Genomic DNA, 4,580 nt, shown 5'->3' with positions numbered 1-4,580 from the left:
GAACCCTTGTTGCCCTTTTCATGCGACGGGTCGTAGACCTTGGTCAGGTCGCCGCCAAGACGGAAAGTCTTGAACGGTTGCATGTCGCGCTTCTTCTCGATCACATCCGGCGCACAGGTGTAGAGCGTGCAGAACGGTTCGAGCCAGGCGAATTTCATGTCCTCTTTCAGGTCGGTCATGTCCTGCTTTTTGCCGTTCTTTTCTTCGAACTCGTCAGGGTCCTTGACGCCGGCCAACACCCGATCACCCAGACGCTTGAGTGCGCCATTGTTTTCCTGACGCAGATCGACACCGTTGACCTGGGCGAAACTGGCGATCATCGCCAGCGGCGGCAGGGCGTAGTTGTGATAGGCGAGGGCGCGTTGCTGGCGCTTGAGCTCGTTGGGCAGGAAGCCATCGGCATCGACTTGATTGACGCCGACCTTGTATTCCTTGACGGCCCAGTCGAACAGGTCGCGGCGGTTGGTGGCGACGGCGGTGGCCATCACCGACCAGGCGGCCCAGTACGAGTGGTTGTTGGTTTTTTCCAGCGGCAGGTTGTCCCAGTCGCTGACCACCTGATCGGCCATTTTGCTGAACCAGGCTTCGATCACCTGCGCTTCCTGCTGGTGCTGGGCCAGTGGATGCGAGTCGGAGAACTTCAGGCGAATGTACGAAGACGCCATGCTCCCCAGTGCCCATTTGCGCATCGACTTGCCGGTGTGGTTGAAGTCTTTGGACATCAACGCGTCAGCCTTGGCCCACGCGGTCAGCCAGTCGAGCGTGCATTCAAGCTGCTCCGGGCGACCGTCGCGCATGAACTGCATGACGCGCTTGGCGGTGCCGCGCTCCAGCGTAGTGATGTCTTTGGTGGTGTCGCGAAAGGCTTTTTCGGACTGCACGTTCAGCGTCGCGCGGGCCTTGTCCGAACCTTCGTACTTGCTGCGAAATTGCAGCGGACCGGTGTACGGCGCCGGCATCGCGTCGCAGCCTTCGCTCTTGTCGCCGGTCTTGAATTTATCCACCGGGGCGAAGTAGCCCTGCGGTGGACGCAATGGCGCGGCAGCCTGAGTTGCCCCGGCGAACATCGCCAGGCTCAGGAGGGTCGGTGCCAACAGGTTTTTCAGTTTCGGATTTCGCATAGCAGACCTCATTGCCCGAGCTGCGCGGTCTGTTGACCAGCGCCCGGGAATACGTTGCGTTTGCAGATTTTCGCTTCGACTTTTTGTGGCGCGGCGTCAGGTCCGGCTTCAGGACCCTGGACTTCGACTGCCAGCAGATTTTGCGAGGCCCAGTCTTCGTCCGTGCGCAGCTCAAAGGCGAAACGACCGTCGGTGTCGGAGGTTTCCGGTTTCTCGATCTTGATGTCCTCGTGGCGACCGTTCATGTACCAGAGGGTGGCTTGCAGGGTTTTCACCGAGGTGTCGGCGAAGCGGATGTCGACCTGATGGTTGGCGTTCTGCAGGTTCAGGTTCTTGCTGTTGACCAGCAGTTCTTGCTTGCTGCCCGGCTTCAGCGTGGCACTGGCGGACATCTGTGCGTCTTTGCCTTCGCAACCGTTATCCAGCAGCGCCATCATCTGGCGATAGATGGTTTCCTGGTCGAGGCGATACAGCGGCGAGAATTCCCAGATGAGAATCTTCGGCGGGGTCTTCTGGAATTCTTCGCTGCCCAGGTACTGCAGCATCGAACCTTCGAAACCGCCGCCGGGGAAGGCCACGTTGAGGATGTCGGCGCCGATGGCTTCTTCGAGGAAACCGGCGAAGTTGTAGTTCTTGCCGCTGTGCGACGTACCGACCAGGGTGATCTGCGGATTGCCGGAATCGCCGAACAGGTCGCCGTCGCCTGCCTCGCCTTTCGGCTCGGTGGTGAACTGGTCCATGTACTGGATCGCGTAGCTGGTGCCGCACAGCTGCCCGGCCATGTTGTGCAGGGTGCCGGTCTTGCCCATGCGTCCGGAGCGCTTGGTCTCGAATTCACGCTTGGGAATGTCGGCGAAGGCCGGGATCTGCTTGACCTTTTCGGCGACGATTTTTGCCGTGCGCTGGGCACCGTAAGGTGTCCAGTGCTGGTCGCCACGGAAGTAGAAATCGTGGGCGGGCAGGGTGTCCGGCAGCGATTCGTTGGTCAGTGGCGACAGGTCCGGCACCACGTAGCCCATCTTGGCGAAACGGCCGAGCATGGTCTTGTAGTTGCCCAGCGCTTTCTCGTAATCGAACGCGGCTTTTTCCTGCGGGTTTAGCTTGTTGCGATTCACCAGGCCACGGGTCGGCTGGTAAACGATCACCAGTTCGACGCCTTTGCTCTTGAACGCATCGTGCAGTTGTTGCAGGCGCTTGTAGCCGGCCGGCGTAGTGTTGAACTCGGTGCGCAGGTCTTCCTGGGTACGGAACAGCCAGTCGCCCTGGGCCTGTACCAGGGTGGTGAAGTTCTGCTGATAACGCGTGGTGTAGTTCTTCGCGTCATGGGCCGCCGGGCACAGGTTGCAGCACGGCTCGGCGGTGAACTTCGGTGGCGTGACGCTTGCGCCGTCCACGTCGGCGCGGGCGTTGCCGGCAGCGAGAATGCCGAGGGTCAGGGCCGAGAGGCTGAGCAGTTTGATCATGTGTGGGTGCATAAAAATTATCCTCAGTCCTGCATTTCGGTCTGGCGTTCGACAGGGTCGATCAGCACGGCTTTCTGCTGGCGCACCAGCAGGTCGAGAATTTCATCCTGGCGCTCGCCGAGGATGCCGTTGAAGCTGATGCCGCTGGACTTGGTCGGCGCCAGCATCGACACGCGATACAGCTCGACACTCAGCGGCGAGTCGATCGACAGCGGGCCGCTGCCATTGGCTGCCAGCTCGCCGCCGACCACGATCAGCGAGACCTGCGCGTCGAACGGGTCGAGCTTGATGTCACGGTCGGTGTCGGTCAGGTCCTTGATGTGGCCGTAGATACCGGTCAGGCCGTTGGTCATGGCAACGTTTTCGTAGAGGCGGATGTTCACGCTGTTACGAATACGAATGCCGTGACGGGTATTGCTGATGACCTTGTTGCCCCACAGCAGGTTGTCGGCGGACTCGTAGAGCGTGATGCCGTCGGTGTGGTTCTTGTAGATCTCGTTGTAGGCAATGATGTTGTTGACGCTGTTACGGTCGATCACCAGGCCCGACAACTTGTTGTCGAAACTCTTGTTGTTGAAGATGAAGCTGTCGTTGACCTCACGGGAAATGATGATCCCGTGCTTCTTCTTCGTGCCGTGAACGGTGTTCTCGGCAATGATCAGACGGTGCGAGCGGTCATGCGGGTCGATGCCGTAGACGATGTTGTCTTTGTAGGTGTTGCCCTTGACCACAAAGTCGCTGGTTTCGTAGCAGTAGAAGCCGTACCACATGTCCGAGAACTCGGAGCCGACGATCCAGCCGGTCGGTTCCGGGCGCTTGAGGACCTTGGCCATGTTTGGCGTGTACTGGGAAATACTCACCCCGTACGACTTACTGTTGGCGTAACCGAAACTGGCCATCTTGCTGTTGACGATGTAGGTCTCGGTGCCGCCCCAGGCGAGCAGGAACGGGCGGAATTCCTTCGGCGAACGGAATGTCGCCGGGCCGTTGTCCTTCTCGCGCCAGCCGGTGACTTTGGTGTCACGCACGAACAGTTTGCCGTCGTTGACCAGGAACGAACCGGCCTCCTGCGACAGGCGCAGTTCCTGGGTCTGACCGTCGATTTCGAGGATGCCTTTCTCGCCGACCACGATCGGCAATTTGGCCAGGTACACGCCCGGGGACGTCTCGCTGAAATACTGCTTGGGCAGTTTTTTCGCCAGGTCCTTGAGGTTCATGTAGCCGTCGTCGATGAAGATCGCCTGCGGGATGCCGTGCTGACGCACGACCCACTCGGCCATCTTGTTATCGCCGCCGATGAAGTCCTTCAGGGCGTTTTCCTGCATCATCCGGCGCACGCTGATCTTGCCCGGCTTGCTGCGTACGACCTTCGCGGCAGCGGCTTCGGCGGTGAAGCCGGACAGGTCGGGCAGTGTCGGCTTGGCCAGTTTCAGCGCGTCGGTCGGCGCGCTGCTGACGGTGTAGGTCTTGGCCTGTTGCAGTTCCTTGGCCACGGTCGCAGGTTTCGCCGGTTCAACATTGGCGAAGGCGCCGGCGCTGGCCAGCAGCATCGCGCCGGCCAGCAGGCTGAGTGAGCCTGTTCTGGTGCTGATCATGTCGGGCACTCCCTTGGCGGTTTGCATCAGAAGCGCCAGATCACGTCGATGAATGCGCGGTGCATGTAGGAATCAACCTGGCTGCCGTAGGCATCGCCCGGTTTGAACACACCGCCACGGAAACGCACCAGTGCCGAAGGCTCGTCGATCGACTGGCTCAACGCCGCCGGCAACAGGCCTTGCTTGAAGTACTTGGTCACGACCAGGTCCATTTCCTGACCCAGGTCCTTGTTGCCATCTTCAAGCGGCAAGGATGTGCTGGAGAGGATCGCGCCGGTGACGTCGTCGGTGTTGTTTTCCACCGCGTTGATGCCGTTGCTGCCGACCGGCTTGTTGCCGTCGACACGCCAGAACTTGTGGTAGATCAGGCTGGCGTCGTACTCGTCGTTGACCATCCACGA

General features: G+C 60.2%; 4 protein-coding genes. All 4 read right to left on the bottom strand.

Translation table 11 applies throughout. From position 1 onward, the window contains the following. The coding region (locus D6877_RS22010) for a mannuronate-specific alginate lyase (RefSeq protein WP_130912101.1) at positions 1-1,121 on the bottom strand (1,121 nt) is incomplete at its 3' end. Between the two features lie 8 nt (positions 1,122-1,129). Next, the gene (locus D6877_RS22005) at positions 1,130-2,596 is read right to left on the bottom strand and encodes an alginate O-acetyltransferase (RefSeq protein ID WP_130912100.1); all 1,467 of its coding nucleotides are present in this window, start codon (positions 2,594-2,596) and stop codon (positions 1,130-1,132) included. An 11-nt stretch (positions 2,597-2,607) separates the two neighbouring features. Further along, a complete protein-coding gene (algG, locus tag D6877_RS22000) occupies positions 2,608-4,179 on the bottom strand; it encodes a mannuronan 5-epimerase AlgG (protein WP_130912099.1) in 1,572 nt (523 codons plus the stop codon). Positions 4,180-4,205: 26 nt separating this feature from the next. Further along, positions 4,206-4,580, bottom strand: a 375-nt coding sequence (locus D6877_RS21995; RefSeq protein WP_178083732.1) for an alginate export family protein, incomplete at its 5' end; no start/stop codon positions are given.

Origin of the sequence: Pseudomonas sp. Sample_9 (assembly GCF_004307535.1) — a bacterium.
Lineage (GTDB): Bacteria > Pseudomonadota > Gammaproteobacteria > Pseudomonadales > Pseudomonadaceae > Aquipseudomonas > Aquipseudomonas mercuritolerans.
Note: the sequence above shows the minus strand (reverse complement) of the source record. Positions and strands in the feature narration are given on the sequence as shown.

Excerpts from the sequence above, each read along its gene's own strand:
- algG (WP_130912099.1), bottom strand. The coding sequence starts at position 4,179 with ATGATCAGCACCAGAACAGGCTCACTCAGCCTGCTGGCCGGCGCGATG.
- D6877_RS22005 (WP_130912100.1), bottom strand. The coding sequence starts at position 2,596 with ATGCACCCACACATGATCAAACTGCTCAGCCTCTCGGCCCTGACCCTC.